This window comes from Binatus soli (SeqCode) (assembly GCF_050015535.1).
In the GTDB taxonomy this organism is placed as follows: domain Bacteria; phylum Desulfobacterota; class Binatia; order Binatales; family Binataceae; genus Binatus; species Binatus soli.
The window spans coordinates 46,661-63,570 of record NZ_JBEKBF010000010.1; the positions used below are offsets into that span (position 1 = coordinate 46,661).

11 protein-coding genes are annotated in these 16,910 nt (G+C 64.3%); 6 read left to right on the forward strand and 5 right to left on the reverse strand.

Translation table 11 applies throughout. From position 1 onward, the window contains the following. Positions 1–39: 39 nt before the first annotated feature. The 5 genes from selB to ABR989_RS09300 are packed head-to-tail and all read right to left on the reverse strand — an operon-like array spanning position 40 to position 5,412. Positions 40–1,977 (reverse strand): selenocysteine-specific translation elongation factor, encoded by a 1,938-nt coding sequence (selB, locus tag ABR989_RS09280; protein ID WP_428127798.1) that lies wholly within the window; start codon positions 1,975–1,977, stop codon positions 40–42. Positions 1,978–1,997: 20 nt separating this feature from the next. After that, positions 1,998–2,372 (reverse strand): limonene-1,2-epoxide hydrolase family protein, encoded by a 375-nt coding sequence (locus tag ABR989_RS09285; RefSeq protein WP_428127799.1) that lies wholly within the window; start codon positions 2,370–2,372, stop codon positions 1,998–2,000. Positions 2,373–2,398: 26 nt separating this feature from the next. After that, positions 2,399–2,887, reverse strand: a complete 489-nt coding sequence (locus ABR989_RS09290; protein ID WP_428127800.1) for an AAA-associated domain-containing protein — start codon at positions 2,885–2,887, stop codon at positions 2,399–2,401. Next, entirely contained in the window at positions 2,887–3,645 is a 759-nt protein-coding gene (locus ABR989_RS09295) for an ABC transporter ATP-binding protein (protein WP_428127802.1), read from the reverse strand. The genes ABR989_RS09290 and ABR989_RS09295 overlap by 1 nt, the downstream gene beginning before the upstream one ends. 39 nt (positions 3,646–3,684) lie before the next feature. Further along, on the reverse strand, positions 3,685–5,412 hold the full coding sequence (locus tag ABR989_RS09300; protein ID WP_428127803.1) for an ABC transporter permease subunit: 1,728 nt from the start codon (positions 5,410–5,412) through the stop codon (positions 3,685–3,687). A gap of 147 nt (positions 5,413–5,559) precedes the next feature. On the opposite strand from ABR989_RS09300, the gene ABR989_RS09305 reads away from it, so the two are divergent. The 6 genes from ABR989_RS09305 to ABR989_RS09330 all read left to right on the forward strand — a co-directional run bounded on the left by ABR989_RS09305 (position 5,560) and on the right by ABR989_RS09330 (position 16,900). Continuing rightward, positions 5,560–7,272: a hypothetical protein gene (locus ABR989_RS09305; RefSeq protein WP_428127804.1), complete on the forward strand. Its 1,713-nt coding sequence runs from the start codon at positions 5,560–5,562 to the stop codon at positions 7,270–7,272. Positions 7,273–7,470: 198 nt separating this feature from the next. Further along, on the forward strand, positions 7,471–8,163 hold the full coding sequence (locus tag ABR989_RS09310; RefSeq protein WP_428127806.1) for a DUF2231 domain-containing protein: 693 nt from the start codon (positions 7,471–7,473) through the stop codon (positions 8,161–8,163). Between the two features lie 28 nt (positions 8,164–8,191). Continuing rightward, on the forward strand, positions 8,192–9,037 hold the full coding sequence (locus ABR989_RS09315) for an MOSC domain-containing protein (RefSeq protein ID WP_428127808.1): 846 nt from the start codon (positions 8,192–8,194) through the stop codon (positions 9,035–9,037). 114 nt (positions 9,038–9,151) lie between these two features. Next, positions 9,152–12,427 (forward strand): PD-(D/E)XK nuclease family protein, encoded by a 3,276-nt coding sequence (locus ABR989_RS09320; protein WP_428127810.1) that lies wholly within the window; start codon positions 9,152–9,154, stop codon positions 12,425–12,427. 4 nt (positions 12,428–12,431) lie between these two features. Then, positions 12,432–15,908, forward strand: a complete 3,477-nt coding sequence (locus ABR989_RS09325) for a UvrD-helicase domain-containing protein (protein ID WP_428127812.1) — start codon at positions 12,432–12,434, stop codon at positions 15,906–15,908. Between the two features lie 86 nt (positions 15,909–15,994). Continuing rightward, positions 15,995–16,900 (forward strand): hypothetical protein, encoded by a 906-nt coding sequence (locus ABR989_RS09330; protein ID WP_428127814.1) that lies wholly within the window; start codon positions 15,995–15,997, stop codon positions 16,898–16,900. Positions 16,901–16,910: the final 10 nt, after the last annotated feature.

The following is a 16,910-nucleotide window of genomic DNA, read 5'->3' on the forward strand; positions in this document are numbered from 1 at the left end:
TCGCGCATCGCGGCCTCGAAGTCAGCCGCGCCCGCGCAATTACGGCTGATTTCTGCTACGCAGCCGGCGGGCGTCGCCGACGCGCGTGGTCACGCCGATGTGGTCGAAGTGATCGAGGATCGCGATTGCGAATTTGCGCGATGCGCCTAGTAGATCGCGGAACGTCGCGGCTGTGATTTTGGGATTAGTATTAAGATATTCGACCAGGCGATTGCGGGCGCTGTCGGCGGCGGCGCGGCTGAAGTAGAGATCGGTGGCTATTTTGACGACCCGGCCCTCGCGTTCCATCGCGAGCATCACGGCTCTGAGATGCGCGAGTTGGCCGGCGGGAATTTTCAAAGCGTCGGCCAATTGCTTGAGCTCGGGCGGCTGGAACTCGGCGCGCGTGAGCGCGGCTTCGATACTCGCGCCGAGCGTTTCTGCCTCGCCGCCGAGTTGCACGCGATGGCTCTTCAGGCGGAGCACACTTTCCTCGCGCACGATTTCAGATTCACGACTGAGGTGATCGACGATCGGACGGAACGCGCGCGCGCCGATTTCATAGGGGATGCGCGAGCGTAGCGCTTCCATCTCGAGGCCCGGCGACAGCGGCTCGGCCTGGTGATGCGTCGCCAGCGCATCGAGGGCGAAGCGTTTGAGGGCGTCCCACCTGGTCCGCGTGGTGAAGCCTTCTTCGTCGCCTATCGACAGCCTGACAAAGCGCGGCGCTTCGCCAAGCGCATCTTCGGCCTCGGCGATCGGAATGTTCATGAGGGTTGAAATCCTGATCGCGCCGAGCGCGAAGCCTTCCTGCAAATTAATCAACGCCTCGAGCGCATCCCCACCGGACGCATCCTTGAGCAAGCGGAGATTGGCGCGATAGGCCTCGACCGGTTTGCGGACGCGGCGGCCGAACGGGTTCAACACGACGCCGCCGCCGAGAGTGCGCGAATTGGTTTCGTCCCGGATCACGAAGCGGTCGCCCGAGAGCGCGACGACCGGGTCCTCGGTCACGAGCTGCGCGAAGCCGGCGGCTTTGGGCGCGATCACGCCTGCGTCGTCGAGAACGATCACGCGGGCGATGGTTTCGGCGGTGCCGATGAACAGCCGCACGCGGGTGTTGCTCTTGAGCGCGCGTTTGGCGGCGGGACGAATTTCCATCCACGCGTCGAAACGCGCGGTCGCGGAGTCCAGCCGCTCGTCGGCGAGCACGTCGCCGCGGGCGAGGCCGAGCTTTTCGGCGCCGGTGAGATTCAGCGCGACGCGCTGGCATAGGCCGGCGCTCTCGACGGAATCTGAATGCACCTGGATCGAGCGCACGCGGACCTCGTTTCCCGACGGCAGCACGCGCAGCTTATCCCCGACCCTGACCTCGGCGCCCATCGCAGTGCCGGTAACGACGATGCCGTGTCCCTTGATGACAAACGCGCGATCGAGAGGAAGCCGGAAGACCCCGGTGGCGCGGCGCGCCTGAAAGCCGTCGAGCTGGCGGACGATCTCGGCGCGCAATTTATCCAGGCCAAGCCCGGTGGTCGACGAGACTTCGATTATCGGTGCGCCGGCGAGCGTGCTGCCGTCGGCGAGCAGCTCGATCTCGTCGCGCACTTCGCGAAGGCGCGGCGAGTCGGCCAGGTCGGCCTTGGTGATCACGAAGATGCCGCGGCGGGTGCCGAGCAGATGGAGGATGTCGAGATGCTCCTCCGTTTGGGGCATCACGCCGTCGTCGGCCGCCACGGTGAACAGCACGAGATCGATGCCGTGGGCGCCGGCGAGCATGTTGCGGATGAAGCGCTCATGGCCGGGGACGTCGACGATGCCGGCGCGAGAGCCGTCGGGCAGCGTGAAGTAGGCGAAGCCGAGATCGATCGAAATCCCGCGCTCTTTTTCCTCCTTCAGCCGATCGGTATCCTGGCCGGTGAGCGCCTTGATGAGCGCGGTCTTGCCGTGATCGATGTGGCCGGCGGTGCCGATGATGGCGTGAGTGACGGGCGAGGCCATCGTGCGCGAATCTTACACTGCTAGGACATCTGCTTGGTGTACATCGCCATGTCGAAGTAGTCGCGCCATGCGCTGATCTTCGAGCCGGTGATTTCGAACACGCCTGCGACAGGCAGCGAAATCGTTTTGCCGCCGCCCAGGTCGAAGACGTCGACGCGCTCGTTGAAGACGACGTTGCCGGCGCTGGCGCTCTTCAGCACTTTGAAATGAAGCGACTTGGCCATCGGCAGAAAGGTGTTGATGACGGCGCGGATGGCGTCCTTGCCGCGCGCCGGTTCGAACGGGATGTTGTGATAGACGGCGTCGTCGGTGAAGAAGCCGAGCAGTTCGTCGATATTCTTGCGCGGCCATGCGTTGCAGAATTCGGTCACGACTTTTTCAGCATCGGTAGCCATAGCGATTTCTCCCGTGGCGCAAACGCCTATTCGTGGTCGAGATAAAAGCGGTCCTCGTCCTTGTTATAGCCGAACAGCTCGGCGAAACGCCCCCAGTTCACCATCGTGGAAAACTGGCGCTCGGGCTTTTCGCTCGGCAGGAGCATCGCGAGGTGGCTGAGCACGACTTCCCGGCTAAGAGACTTATCCTCCTGGCCATGAAGGAGGCGGATTAAGTAGCTGAAGAGGCTGTGTTTCTTCAACTGCCCGCGCACGAGCAGCTTGCGTTCGTTGATCTTCGCGTCGAGAAATTGCTTCCCGAGCGGCTCGAGCACCGCGTCGCCGGCCGGAGTTGAGACGAAGCCCAGGATTTCCGCGGCCTTCATGACCTTGAGCAAATCGCCGAAATTGAAATTGAGATCGCGCGCGATCTTGTAACCGTCCTCGCGCCCGCCGCGATCTTCGAGCAATTCGAGCAAGCCGAAGACAAGCGTCAGCGCGCAATCGGGAAGCGGGTATATGGACGCAGGAGCCATCAGCCGCGCTCCTCGATCAGCGAGAAGACCTTGTCGGAGAGGGCGTTGAAAGTTTCAGTGCGGCGGTCGCGCGGTCTTGGCAATTCGACTTTGAGATCCTTGACGATACGTCCGGGGCTCGAGGCCATCACGATGACGCGGTCGGCGAGTTCGATTGCCTCTTCGATGATGTGGGTAACGAGCACGATAGTTTTTACCGGCATGTCGGGCGACTGCCAGATGTCGAGCATTTCCTCGCGCAGCGTGATCGCGGTCAGTGCATCCAGCGCGGAGAACGGCTCGTCCATCAGGAGCACCTTGGGCTCGACCGCCAGCGCGCGGGCGAAACCGACGCGCTGCTTCATTCCGCCCGAGAGCTCGCGCGGGTAGGCCTCTTCGAAGCCGTCGAGTCCCACCTTGTCGATATAGATTCCGGCGCGCTTTTCGCGCTCAGCCAGCGGCAATCCCTGCGCTTCGAGGCCGAGTTCGACGTTGGCTTTGACCGACAGCCATGGCAGCAGCGCAAATGATTGGAACACCAGTGCGCATTCGAGATTAATCCCATCGACCTGGCGGCCGCGGTACAGCACCTGTCCGGAAGTCATCGGCACAATGCCGTTGACGATGCGCAGGAGGGTTGACTTGCCGCATCCCGACGGGCCGACGATCGCGACGAACTCGCCCTCATCCACGTCGAAACTGATGTCGTCGAGCACCTGCAACGTGCCCTTGGCGTGCGCGAAAGTTTTCGAGACGTGTTTGAGCTCGAGGAGGGCCATGGGTCAGATGAGTCCGAATCGCACATAGTCAGGGACGCGTCAGTAGTCCAGCCTGTATCGCTCCGTGGTCAGGTTGTACAAGGGCCGCCACATCAGCCGGTTCAACAGTAGCACCACCAGTATCATTGATAGCAGGCTCAGCAGGATCATCACGCCGTTGCCGGTCTTGTAGGTGGCAGCGTCCAGCAGCGAGCCGATCCCGATTACCTGGTAGGTCTGATTTTTGTACACGAAGTACTCAGACAGGATGAGCGCGTTCCATCCTCCCCCCCACGCGGTGATGCTGCCGGTGATCAGCGACGGCATCACGGCGGGAAGAATCAGCTTTCGCCATCGCGCGTAGCGGGAGAGCCCGAACGCTCGCACTGCTTCCTTCAAGTCCTCGGGCACCTGGTTTACCCCCGCCAGCAGGTTGAAGAGCAGATACCATTGCATCCCGGTCAGGATCAGCAGGACCGAGGCGAGATTCATCCCGCCGGTGACCTGAATGACGAAGATAACGATGACCGGGAACAGCGCCGTCGCGGGCATCGAGCCGACTATTTCCGCGATCGGAGAGAGGACCCGGTTGAAGCGCGGACTCTCGCTGGCGGCCAGCGCGCACGGCACCGTCCATGCCAGCGAGATCGCGTAGGCGATCGTCATGCGAATTGTGGAGGCGAGGATTGCAGCCGGAATCTGCTTCGCGTCCGACGGCCACGGCTGCGAGAGCGTTCTGATCAACGCGACAAAGCCCCGGGCCAACGCCCACGCGGTGAAGATCGCGATCGAGCTGATCACCAGCGTCCGCACGATCCGGCCGGCGCGCCTGCTTTGTTCCGGCGAGAGCTGCGGACCGCGCGGCATCGCGTTCAGCGCGCGCGCAATCAGGTTTATGGGAGGCAGCAGGATCGAGCGCAGCGCACGCGTTACTGCCGGGCCCACGCCCGCGAGCGCGTCGAACATCCCCAACGATTGCGCGGCGCCCGACGACGCCGCAAATTCGTAGCGAAACTTCTCGGCCCACGCGGACAGCGGCTGCCACACGATCATGTCCATCAACACGATGATCGCGAGCAAGGTCAGAAGTCCCGCGGCGAGATCGGAATTGCGTCCATTTTCGGCGGCCTCCCACAGGAAACTGCCCAGGCCCGGCAGCCGGTAGCTGGCGGCGCCGACCGTGATGATTTCGCACGCGATCAGGAAGTACCATCCCGCGACCCAGGACAGGATCGAGTTGTACACGAGCTTCGGCACGCTGGCGGGCATCAGCAGACGCTTGAACTTGAGCCATCCGCGCGCGCCGAACGACTCGAGCGCGTCCCGCGAGTCGTCGGGAATCGTTTTGACCGCTTCGTAAACGCCCAGCGCCATGTTCCACGCCTGGCTGGTGAAGATGAGAAAGACGGCAGCCATCTCGACGCCGAGCCGGCTGCCGTGCGCGAGCGCGACGAAGAAATAAACCGCGGCGGGAAAAAAGCCGACCACCGGCACCGACTGCGCGATGTCGATGGCGGGAATCAGGATGCGCTCGTAATGCCGGCCGCGCGCCGCCGCCATTCCGTAGATGATCGAGAAAAGCAGCGCGATGATGTACGCGGCGAGCATCCGGTAAAACGAGCAGAACGCGTAATATGGAAGATGGGCGATCGAGACGGGGACGTTGTGCGCAATGAGATGTTGGGCGTGGCTGCGATAAGCGAAGAACAGGGCGATAATCGCCGCAAGCGCGAGGAACGAGAGCGAGCTGTTAACCAGGCGCCGCGGATTTATTTTAATGCCGAACATTTTCGCGTGACCAGAAACTCTCAGCATAGCCGCGCCGGCGCTTCACTCAAGCGCAAAACTGCATTTCGGACCTATTAATTTTCGGCGCGCCGGCGTTGACAACGCGCAATCCAGGCAATAGCGAAATCGCAAGAGTGGAAAATAATAATGGCGGGCGCGGATAGAATTCCAGATGACGAGTGGCGGCTGGACGATAAATCCAGCGAGCGCGCCGGGCATGAGCCTCGGCTCGTGCCGCTGACGACGGAGACCGCCGTCAACCTGAGCCACGAACGGCTCACGCGAGCGGTTTACGTCGTCACGGCGGAGCATTTTGGATGGTACCTGATCGCCGTCTATGTGCTCGTCACGCGCGCGATCGCTCTGGGAGCACGTCCTCTAGACGCGCCGGATGCACGCGATGCGCTTGCGGCGCTCGCGATGGCGACGCACGGGAGCGCCGCGCTCGCGTCGGGCGCCGGCCTTCACGCTTCGTGGGTCGCGATACTCCAGAGCTGGATCTTCGCGGCGGCCGGCGCGACGGACGCCACCTCGCGAATTGTGGTGATGCTGTGCGGTCTGCTGATGGTCGCGAGCGGATTTGCGATGCGTCCGTTCCTGGGGCGCGCGGGAGCGCTTGCCTTCGCCGCCTTGATCGCGATTTCGCCGAGCGTGACTTATTTTTCGCGCGGCGGTTCGACGGCGATAGCCTCGCTGGCGTTCATGATGATCGCGATCGCAATCGCGGAGAGCATGCGCCGGCAACCGGGTCTGGCGCGCGCGGCGGGATTGGGCGCCGCGATATCGCTGTGGCTCTCGGCGGACCCGATCGGCTACGCGACGGCCGCCGCGGTGATCGTATCTCTGATTCTCGCCGGTGCGGGCGACGCTGTGCGGATCGATCATCGGCGCTTGCGCTTGCGCGTATGGTGGGATCGGCGTCGCGCGCTCGTGATCGTCTGCGCGATCGTCGCGGCCGGCCTGTGGAGCTTGCTGACGACGGCTTTTTTCACCCGGTCTCTCGCGACAGTAGTCGGATACGACTTGCGCGCCGCGTTTGCCTGGCCGCCGATTGCCTTCGGCCACGGACTTCACAGGTCGATCGCGATTTTGGTGATTTACGAATTCATTATCCTGATTCTCGCGATCTCCGGTGCAATCGCGATCGTCTCACGACGTAGCGGCGACCGCGTCGCGGTGTGGTCGATGGTGTGGGCGATCGTCAGCCTGATGACGCTTGCGACGGTGGGAGCAAATCGATCCGACGCGGTGCTCGCGATTCTATTGCCATTGACCATCCTCGCTGCCTACGCAGTCGATTGGATGCATCGGTCGGAGCGATGGAACTCGATTCGTTATGCGATTGCGGCGGCGGTCGTGTTCACGCTCTACGTTCAGTTCGCCGCCAATTTCGTCCATCCGGCGCCCGACACGAGTGAGGCGCCGTGGCGCCGGCACGCGCTGTTGTTCTGGTCCGAACCGACGACCTCGATTCAGACGGTCAGGGAATGTAAGCGGGCGAGAAATGCGGTTTCGCCGGCTGGCGCTGCCGCGATGATCCCTGACGACAACGAAACGCCGCAGGTGCGATGGTATCTGCGCGATTTTGCGCTGACGGATTCGCCCGCGGCCGCGAACATCGTCGTGACAATCGGCAAGACGCAAAGCGGCGCGCTCGCAGGCAACCCTGACGCACCGCAGTTTGGATTCGAGGAGTGGTGGACGCCGGATTTCGGCACACTGACGATGGCCGGCGCGATCCGCTATTTGCTCACGCAAACCGCGTGGAGCGACGTCGAGATACGCGACCTCGAGATTGCGATACCGCGGCCCGACCGCACGCCGTCAGCGACAACCAGAGGCGAGATCGAGGACAAATGAACTTTTGATTCGCACCGGAGGCGCGCCCTACTGCTGACTTCGTGAATTCTTCGCCCCGTCGATTTCCGCGCGCGGATGCCGCAGATTTGCGCGCGGACCGAAGCTTTGCGATAAACTGCACAGACCGCGCATCGCGCCACGCAATTTCCCGGGTCAATTGCCCGCGCTGCTCGGACCCGTCCTATTCAAGGAGCACCGATGGACTCTGTGGTGAAATTCCTCCAACCCTGGCAGCTGCATCCTGTCGTCGATCATTTCACGATCGGCTTGCTGATCGTCGCGGTCCTGATCGATCTCGTCGCGAGCGCCGCTCCGACTCGCATCTGGCTTCGCTACACCGCCCTGACGCTGACGATCCTCGGCGCGCTCGCGGCCGGAGGCTCGTACTTCACCGGCGGTATGGAGGCCGACCGCATCTGGAACGCGCTGGGCCCGCCGGCCAGGGATGTCCTGAAGACGCACGCGCAGCTGGGCGAGTATCTCGCGATTACCTTCGGCATCCTCGCGCTGTGGCGAATCCTGATTCAGGGGTTCGGCTTCATGGCGGGATCGCGCGCGATCTATCTCATCGTCGCCGTCGTGGCGATTGTGACGCTGGGTTACTCGGGTCATCTCGGCGGCGTGCTCGTGTACGATTACGGCGCAGGCACGGCGTTGATGGCGGCCGCTCCAGTTCCGTCGCAAGCCGCCAGTCCTTCGCCGGCGCCCAGTCCCTCGGGAGCGCTTCCGACCGTGTCCGTGCCGACCCCGCTGCCGACATCGACCGCGCCGCCGGCGATTCCCGCGCCGTCAGCATCCAAACCGACGGATTCGCCAATGCCGCGCAACACGCCGACCTCGAGTCCGACCGCCGAGCCCTCGGCCACGCCGAGCGCCGGAGTCAGCATGTGATGGAATCGAAGCAAGCAGGAGGCCCGAGATGGCGCGGCGAATGATCGGCAAGGTCAGCGCGCTCGCGCGCTACCCGGTCAAGTCGATGCTCGGTGAGCAGCTCGACGAGCTCGATTTCACCGAGCGCGGCGCGGTCGGTGATCGCGCGTACGCGCTCAGAGAGATGGTGACGCGCCAGATCGCCAGCGCGAAGAAGTTCCCGCGGCTTTTCGAATTTCGGGCGGCCTACGATTCCGAACCCGCGTCGGGACGCGTGGCGCCCGTGACAATCGAGTTGCCCGGCGGCCGCAAGATTCACGCCGAGGACGCAGACGCATCCGAACTGATTTCCGCGGCGCTCGGACGCAAAGTAAGCCTCGAGCGCGCCGCGACCGCGCGCGGCGAGCTCGCCGGAATCGACCCGGCGACCCTTTTCGCCGACGTGCCGGTCGAGAAAGTTATTCCCGGGCTTACCGCCGCGATGCTGCCCGAGTACGTCGCACTCGAGAAGGAAAGTTTTTTCGACAGCGCGGTAATGCACGTGGTCGCCAGTGGCACGCTGCGGTATATGGCGAAACTCGCCGCGCCCGGTCCGGTTTTCGACCCGCGCCGCTTCCGTCCGACGATTTTCGTCGACACCGGCCAGCGCGACGACGCGTTCATCGAGGACGAGTGGATAGGCGGTACGCTCGAAGTCGGCGACAGCCTGAGGATTGTCGCGATGCAGCCTGCGCTGCGCTGCGTGATGACGACGCATCCGCAGGATGATCTCCCGCGCGACTACACGATCCTGCGCACGGCCGCGTTTCATCATCGCGCGTACGTCGGCGTATTCGCGTCGATCGGTGCGGCGGGCCGGGTTCGCCTGGGCGATCCGGTTTGCCTGGATCAATAATTCCCCTGACAACCGTTGTCGCGTTGTGGAAACAAGGCTGCGCGGCCTCTTGCGGGATCCGATCGGCGGGGAAGACTATCGTGTTGTGGCGCGGCGTCGAGTCGTGCCGCGTCGATGCCGGCTGCTCGTGAAATCATAATCTCGGAGCGCGCCGCCGCCCGAATCGCCGCCGCCCGCGCGTGGTTGGAGTCGCAGCCGTCTGCCCGCGAAGTCCTGGTGATCGCGTCGGTCAAGGAGGCCGCCGACGACCTGGTGCGCGCGTTCGCGGTTTCGCGCGGCGCGATGCTCGGGGTGCATCGCTTGACACTGAACCGGCTGGTCGGGTTGCTCGCCGCCGAGGAGCTGGCGGATGCCGATCTCGCGCCCGCGGACGGACTCGCGGCCGAGGCGGTGGCGGCGCGCGCGGTCTTCCGGCTGGCGCCGTCGGGAGCGCTTGCGTATTTCGAGCCGGTGTTGAATCGTCCCGGCTTTTCACGCGCGTTGGCGCGCACGCTGATCGAGCTTCGATGGAACGACATCGCCGTTGACGCGTTGCGGGCGCTCGGCGGCGCGGGTGAGGCGATTGCCGCGACGCTGGCGCAATTCGACGCCGAGTTGGCCGATGCCAAACTGATCGATCGCGCCGGGATGCTGAAAGTCGCGATTCGCGCCGTGCTCGCGAGTCAGCCGCCGCGCTTCGTTGGACTGCCGGTTCTGCTGCTCGATCCATCTGTGGACAGCGTGCTCGACCGCGACTTTATTGCGGCCCTTGCCGCGCGTTCGCCGTCAATTCTCGCGACGATTCCCGCCGGCGACTCTCCCGTTCAAATGCTCCTTGAAGATGCGCTCGGCGTGCGCGCAACTGCATTGTCGCCGACGGTGAACGAAAACATCGCGCCCTCGCTCAAGCGTCTGCAGGCGCATTTGTTTGCCGACACCGCACCGCCTAAGCGCGACGTGGACGAAACCGTGACGGTGGTTTCGGCCCCGGGCGAGATGCACGAGTGCGTCGAGATCGCGCGGCGAATCGCCGCCGAGGCCAGGCGCGGCGTGCCGTTCGATCAAGTCGCCGTGCTGCTGCATGACCCGCTCCGCTACGCGCCGTACTTGCAGGAAGCGCTCGCCCGCGCGGGCATCCCGGCTTACTTTGCGCGAGGTACGCGGCGGCCTGAGCCGGGAGGACGCGCCCTGCTCGCGCTGCTCGCGTGCGCCGCTGAAAATCTTTTGGCCCGCCGCTTCGCGGAATATCTCTCGCTGGCTCAAGTGCCCGACCCTGATCGCCCGCGTGAGGATGAGCCGGCGATCAGTGCGGACGCGGAACTCGCGCCGGCCTCGCTGGAGTCGGATCTTGAAGCTGAAGGCAACGCCACTTTGGTTGACAACATTGACGCCTCCGATCCCGTTCCGATCATCGATGGAACTGCGCGGGCGCCGTGGCGATGGGAACGGTTGCTCGTCGATGCGGCGGTTATCGGCAGCGCGCAGAGATGGAAGAAACGGCTGGCGGGGTTGGGCAACGAGCTCAGGGCGCGGCGCTCGGAAATTGCCGACGACGACGCGCGCGCGGCGGGTCTGGAGCGGCAAATTCTCGACCTTGCGCATCTCGGCGAGGTGGCGATGCCGATTCTTTCGATGCTCGACGCGGCGCCGCGCGATGCGGCCTGGGGCGACTGGCTCAAATTTCTTCGCGCGCTGGTTGAGCTGGCGATTCGCGATCGCGAACCGGTTCTAGCCGCGCTGGCGGAGCTTGAACCGATGGCGCCGGTCGGTCCGGTCGGACTCGACGAGGTGCGTTTGGTGCTGAACGATCGGCTCGGGCGGCTGGAAGCTCCGCGGCGCGTTCGCCGCTATGGCGCGGTGTTCGTCGCGCCGCCCAGTCGCGCGCGCGGCATGGAGTTCGACGTCGTTATCGTCCCGGGTCTTGCCGAGCGCATGTTTCCGCGCAAGCTGACCGAAGATCCGATCCTTTCCGATTCAGCGCGCGCGCGGCTGAGTCCGTATCTCGCGCGGATTGAGCGGCGGGTCGGCGCGGAGCGGCTCGCATTGAGAATCGCGGCGGGCGCGGCGCGCGAGCGTGCGATGTTTTCCTATTCGCGGGTGGACCTTGACCAGGGCCGTCCGCGAGTGCCGTCGTTTTACGCGCTTGAAATTCTGCGTGCTGCGGAGGGTCGCCTGCCCGGCTTCGATGAGCTGGCCGGTCGCGCGGCGTCGCAGCCGGTGACAACGGCACGGCTTTCGTGGCCGGCGCCGGCGAATCCGGCCGACGCGATCGATGACGCGGAATTCGATCTGGCGGTGCTGGACAAACTGGTGGACTCCGATCCCCAGACGACGATCGGCGCGGCGAACTATCTGCTCGGCGCCAACGTGCATCTCGCCCGCGCGCTGCGCGCGCGGGCGCGGCGCTGGCGCAAGCTTTGGACCCCCGTGGACGGGCTGGTCGATCCGGACCCGGCGGCGCTGGCGGCGTTGAGCAAGCATCAGCTCTCCGCGCGTTCATACTCGCCGACCGCGCTGCAGAATTTCGCCGCATGTCCGTATCGTTTTTTTCTGCAAGCGGTCCATCGGCTGGAGCCGCGCGAGGAACCCGAGGCGATCGAGACGCTCGATCCGCTCACCCGCGGCAGTCTGTTTGCGGAGGTCCAATACGAAATCCTGACGGCCCTCAGAGAGCTCGACGTGCTGCCGGTCACGCCGGAAGACCTGGAGGACGCCTCTGCGCTGCTCGACGAGCGGCTCGACGAAGTGGCCGCGCGATGGCATGAGGATCTCGCGCCGGCGATCGAGCGCGTGTGGCGCGACGGAATCGACGGTATCCGCGCCGACTTGCGCGAATGGATGCGGCGCGCGGCCGAGGATCCGCAGCACTGGCGCCCCGAATGGTTCGAACTCGGCTTCGGGCTGAGCGATCGCGCGCAGGCGGATCCGCACAGCTCGGCACAGCCGGTGGCGATCGACGGCGGGCTGAGCCTGCGCGGGTCGATCGACCTGCTCGAGCGCGATCCGGCCGGGCGAATTCGCGTGACCGATCACAAGACCGGGAAAGTGCGCGCCGCCAAGGACTTCGTGATCGGCGGCGGCAAGACGCTGCAGCCGGTTTTATATGCGCTCGCGGCTGAACGCGTGCTGGGCGAGCCGATCTACGCCGGCCGGCTTTACTACTGCACCGCGACCGGCGGCTACGAAGAGCGCGTGGTTGAAATCAACGACGAGGCGCGGCGCTCGGCGCGCGAATTCGTCTCGATCATCAAGGAGTCGCTGGAAGCGGGGTTTTTGCCCGCCGCACCGGACGATCGCGAATGCGATTGGTGCGACTACAAGCGCGTCTGCGGCCCGTACGAGGAGCGGCGCTCCCGAATCAAACCGAAAGCCCGGCTTAAATCGCTGAACCGGCTGCGCGAGATGCGATAACGCCGTGGCCGATACCGTCATATCCGACCAGGCGATCCGCGATCGGATTCGCGACGACCTCGGCGTCACGCTCGTAATCGAGGCCGCCGCCGGTACCGGCAAGACCATGGCGCTGGTGAATCGAATCGTGTCGGTGATCGGGTCGGGGCGCGGCGAGCTGGCGCGGATCGTCGCGGTGACGTTCACCGAGAAGGCTGCCGGCGAGCTGAAGCTGCGGCTGCGCGGCGAAATTGAACGTGCGCGCCATAACACCGAACTTTTAAGCGAAGCGCGCTCGCGCTTCGACGAGGCGCTCAAGCAACTCGAAGAAGCACGAATCGGAACGATTCATTCGTTTTGCGCCGACCTGCTGCGCGAGCGGCCCGTGGAAGCGCGGGTCGATCCGATGTTCGAAGTCGCGCCCGAGGACGTTGCGGGCGAGATGTTCGACGCCGCGTTCGAACGATGGTTCGAGCGAGTGCTGGACAATCCGGGCGAGGGGATGCGCCGCCTGCTGCGGCGGCGCGATCTGTCGGAGCGCACGGGGCCGCGCGCGATCGCGCGCCGCGCGGCGCTCGAGCTGCTGAACTGGCGGGACTTCGATTCGCCGTGGCGCCATTCGCCGTTCCAGCGCGACGCCGAGATCGACGCGATCGTCGCGGAGATCGAAGCGCTGGGCAAACTTTCCGAACTCGGCGAGCCTGACGACTGGCTGGCCAAGGGCCTCGACGCGATCGCGCGCCCTGTTGCCGAGGCGACGCGGCTGGAGGCGGTGCGCGGACGCGACTACGACGCGCTCGAGTCGGTGCTGATCGGGCTTTGCGGCGGGCGGCGCTGGGACTGGAAAGGATACGGCGGCGGCTTTGGCGAGGCGACGCGCGACGAAGTTTTTCGGCGCCGCGCCGAGCTGCACGCGCGGCTGAAGAAGTTTCGCGACGATGCGGGTGCGAATCTCGCGCCTATCCTGCGCGACGAACTGTGGCCGATCGTTGGTATCTACGAGGACCTGAAGCGCCGCGCGGGGCGTTTGGACTTCCTGGACCTGCTGCTGGTCGCGCGCAACCTGGTCCGCGACAATCCGGCGGTGCGCGCCGAGCTGCAAAATCGCTTCACGCATATTTTCATCGATGAGTTCCAGGATACCGATCCGCTGCAGGCGGAAATTCTGCTGCTCCTTTCGTCGGCCGATCCCGCCGAATCGAACTGGCTGAAGGTCAAGCCGATCGCCGGGAAATTATTTATCGTCGGCGATCCGAAACAATCGATTTACCGTTTCAGGCGCGCCGACGTTTCTCTTTACCAGGACGTGAAAAAAAGGCTCTTGGAGAATGGCGCGCAGCTCGAATATCTGACGGTGAGCTTTCGCGCGACTCCCGCGATTCAAACAATGGTCAATGCCGCGTTCGCGCCGCTGATGAGCAAGGAATCGGGCACGCAGCCGGCGTACGCGCCGTTGATGCCGTATCGCGCCGAGCTCGGGACACAGCCTTCGATCGTCGTGTTGCCGGTGCCGGAGCCGTACGGCGACTACGGGCGAGTGGTCGATTGGAAAATCGACGAGTCGATTCCCGATGCGATTGCCGCGTACGCGCGATGGCTGGTTTACGAAAGCGGATGGACGGTGACCGAGCGCGAGGCGCCCGAAGTGCGTGTGCCGATTCGTCCGCGCCATATATGCATTCTGTTTCGCCGCATGAATTCGTTCGGGCGCGACGTAACGAGGCCGTATTTGCGCGCGCTCGAAGCGCGGCATCTCCCGCACGTGTTGGTCAAGGGCGGCTCCTTCAACGAGCGCGAAGAAGTGATCGCGATCCGCAATATCCTGGGTGCAATCGAGCGGCCCGATGACGAGTTGACGGTGTTCGCTGCCCTGCGCGGGCCCGTGTTCGCGCTGACGGATGCGGCGCTGCTCGAATTTCGCATGACGCAGGGGCGCCTGCATCCGTTTCGCAAGCTGCCCGACGATATCCCCGACAGTCTCAAGGAAGTGAAGGCCGCGCTCGACGTGATCAAGGGATTGCATCGCGGGCGGAATCGAAGGCCGATTGCGGAGACGATTGCGACGCTGCTGGCTGTCACTCGCGCGCATGCGGGAATCGCCATTTGGCCGACCGGTGAGCAGGCGCTGGCCAATATCATGCGAATCATGGACCAGGCGCGGCGTTACGAAGCGCGCGGCGGGATGACATCGTTTCGGGCTTTCGTCGATGAGCTCGAAGCGCGCGCCGATCGCGACCAGGCGAGCGAGACGCCGATCGTCGAGGAAGGCACCGAGGGCGTGCGGATAATGACGGTGCATCGCGCGAAGGGCCTCGAATTTCCGATCGTCATCCTGGCCGATATCACCTGCAACGAAACTCGCGCCGACGCGTCGCGATATATCGAGCCCGCGTCGAAGCTGGCCGCGATGGAGCTTGCGGGATGCGCACCGCGCGAACTGCAGGAACATGCCGCGAAAGAGCATGACCGCGACGAAGAGGAGGCAATCCGCCTGCTGTACGTGGCTGCCACTCGCGCGCGCGATCTCATAGTGGTGCCGGCGGTTGGCGACGAAGAGTGCGACGGATGGCTCGCGCGGCTGAATCCCGTCGTCTATCCGGCGGAGCCGGATCGGCGGTCGCCAATTGCCCGACAGCCGCCGGGATGCCCCGAGTTCGGCGACGACAGTGTCCTGACCCGCCCCGCGAAAGCGCCGACCAAAATAAAATCGGTCGCGCCGGGATTACATCGGGCGCAGCAGGGAGAGCATCGGCCAGAGCATCAGCAAGAGCATCAGATAGTTTGGTGGGATCCCCGGCTGCTCATCCTGAACGTTGAGGAGAAGATGGGGCTTCGGCAGGACAAGCTGCTGCAAGCCGACGACAACAAACTCGTATCAGACCGCGGGATCAAGCTGCACGAAAAGTGGAGCGCGAGCAGGGCGGCGATGCTCGAAGCCGGAATGGCGCCGAGGATAAACGTCGCGACGGCGACCGAACTTGCGCTTGCAGCGCCGGCGGCCGGACCGGCGTACCCCGAAGCGATCGCGATCGAAGAGACGCGTCGCGATCGCGGACGGCCGCATGGCAAGCGATTCGGCACGCTCGTGCATCTTACGATGCTGCGTGCGCCAATCGACGCGGACGCGCGCAAGATCGGCAAGATCGCGGCGAGCGCGGCCAAGATGATCGGCGCGCCGCAGCAGGAGGTTGCCGCTGCTGCGTCTGCGGTAAAAGCTGCGCTTATGTCTCCGCTGATGCTTCGGGTGAAGGCCGCGGATACGGTAATGCGTGAATGTCCGCTGATGATCCGGCTCGAAGACGGCACCGCAGTTGAAGGGATCGCGGATCTCGCGTTCGCAGAGAACAGCGTCGCTGGCGCGGTTTGGACGGTGGTCGATTTCAAGACCGACGTAGATGTAGCGTCGCGGCTCGACGAATATCGCGCGCAAATCAGGTTCTATGTGCGGGCGGTCAGGGAGAGCACGGGGCGTCCGGCGAGCGGCGCGATTTTGTGGATCTAGGGGGATAAAGATGCGGGAGGTCATCCCTGTTAGAATAGGTAAAAGGGAGAGAGGTGGTTCATCTCCCTTGGTTGGATTGGACGATTTTGGACAATCGCGAAATTTTAGTTGTCGGATACGGATCGTTGCTTAGCGGCTATGGGTTGCTGGCCGAGCGGCGCGGCGGCGCGAGCCGGCTGGTGGCGCGTGACGTGCATCCGGTTTCGATTCGAAATGCGCGGCGTGGACTGGCCAAGCCTTCGAGCCATGGCAGGTACCTGGCGATGGATATCGAGGCTGTCGATAGCAGCCTGCCAATTGCTGCATCAACAGCGGCGGACCACCATGACGGCGGGATCGGCGGGCTGCTGCTGACGTTCGATCGCGAATACGCGCCGACGATCGCGCGGCGCGAGGACTACGATGCTTATGCGTTCGAGCGGTTGATCGGGCTTGCGGATCGCGCGGGCAAAGCGCTCGGCGAGTACCTGATGAAGATCGCGAGCGGGACGAATTTCGACCTGCTCACATACCGGATGGCGCTGCGCTCGATGCTCGACTACACGTCGCCGGGATATATATTCCATCCGATCGAAATCGACGACGGCCGTATCGCGATAATTGCGATCGGTTCGGGATTCGAAGGCAGCGGAGATCCGAGGATTGTCTCGCGACGCCGGCAATTCGGGATGGACCGGCTGCTGTCGCTCGAGGAATCGGTGCGGGTCGAAATTCCCGGTTTCGATCGCGCGGGACAGATAGGATATTACGCGGAGTGCATTCTCGGCGGATTGCATGGGCTGGAGGTAGGCGACCTGGAGCCGCGATTCGATCCGGATGCCGGATTGGTGCGCGAACTCGCAGCGCATCTCGGGCCGATCGCCGTCGGCGAGCGGGAGCGGTTTATCGAGGCGACCTCGCTCGACGCGGCGCGCTACGGCGAGCGGTTTTCGTTCTTATCGCGGCGCACGTCGAGCTTGACGGCGATCCTGGCGCTGGCTGGCGTCGTATAGTGACAGGGAC

Bases quoted from the DNA above. Each gene is read 5' to 3' on its own strand.
- selB (WP_428127798.1), bottom strand. From the start codon at position 1,977: ATGGCCTCGCCCGTCACTCACGCCATCATCGGCACCGCCGGCCACATC.
- ABR989_RS09285 (WP_428127799.1), bottom strand. From the start codon at position 2,372: ATGGCTACCGATGCTGAAAAAGTCGTGACCGAATTCTGCAACGCATGG.
- ABR989_RS09290 (WP_428127800.1), bottom strand. From the start codon at position 2,887: ATGGCTCCTGCGTCCATATACCCGCTTCCCGATTGCGCGCTGACGCTT.
- ABR989_RS09295 (WP_428127802.1), bottom strand. From the start codon at position 3,645: ATGGCCCTCCTCGAGCTCAAACACGTCTCGAAAACTTTCGCGCACGCC.
- ABR989_RS09300 (WP_428127803.1), bottom strand. From the start codon at position 5,412: ATGTTCGGCATTAAAATAAATCCGCGGCGCCTGGTTAACAGCTCGCTC.
- ABR989_RS09305 (WP_428127804.1), top strand. From the start codon at position 5,560: ATGGCGGGCGCGGATAGAATTCCAGATGACGAGTGGCGGCTGGACGAT.
- ABR989_RS09310 (WP_428127806.1), top strand. From the start codon at position 7,471: ATGGACTCTGTGGTGAAATTCCTCCAACCCTGGCAGCTGCATCCTGTC.
- ABR989_RS09315 (WP_428127808.1), top strand. From the start codon at position 8,192: ATGGCGCGGCGAATGATCGGCAAGGTCAGCGCGCTCGCGCGCTACCCG.
- ABR989_RS09320 (WP_428127810.1), top strand. From the start codon at position 9,152: ATGCCGGCTGCTCGTGAAATCATAATCTCGGAGCGCGCCGCCGCCCGA.